The organism is Pseudomonas sp. BJa3, assembly GCF_026343815.1.
GTDB classification, from domain to species: Bacteria; Pseudomonadota; Gammaproteobacteria; order Pseudomonadales; family Pseudomonadaceae; genus Aquipseudomonas; species Aquipseudomonas soli.
Genome location: NZ_JAOXMC010000146.1, coordinates 1 through 276, shown reverse-complemented (window position 1 = coordinate 276; position 276 = coordinate 1). Strand labels below are relative to the sequence as shown.

At 67.0% G+C, this 276-nt stretch carries 1 protein-coding gene; it reads left to right on the top strand.

The window, feature by feature from the left end; all coding sequences use genetic code 11:
• A partial coding sequence (locus OH705_RS27195) for a hypothetical protein (RefSeq protein ID WP_267303434.1) occupies positions 1-276 on the top strand: 276 nt, incomplete at both ends.

Below are 276 nucleotides of genomic sequence, written 5' to 3'. Positions count from 1 at the left end.
AGGGCAGCAAGGCGCCGGTCTCGCAGACGCTGGCAGCTGCAGCGGACGAATACCTGCTCTACCTGCGCAAGCACGACGGCAAGGACCTCAAGGCGAAGGAGATGCGCTTCCGCGAGCATCTGAAGCCGCACCTCGGCCACAAGCAGGTCGCGCGCCTCACCGATGACGACTGGCTCGCCTACGTGGCCAAGCGGAAAGGGGAGGGCGCCAGCCCCGGCACGATCAACCGGGAACGCTCCGCGTTGCTCCACATGCTCAACACGATGCGTCGGCGCC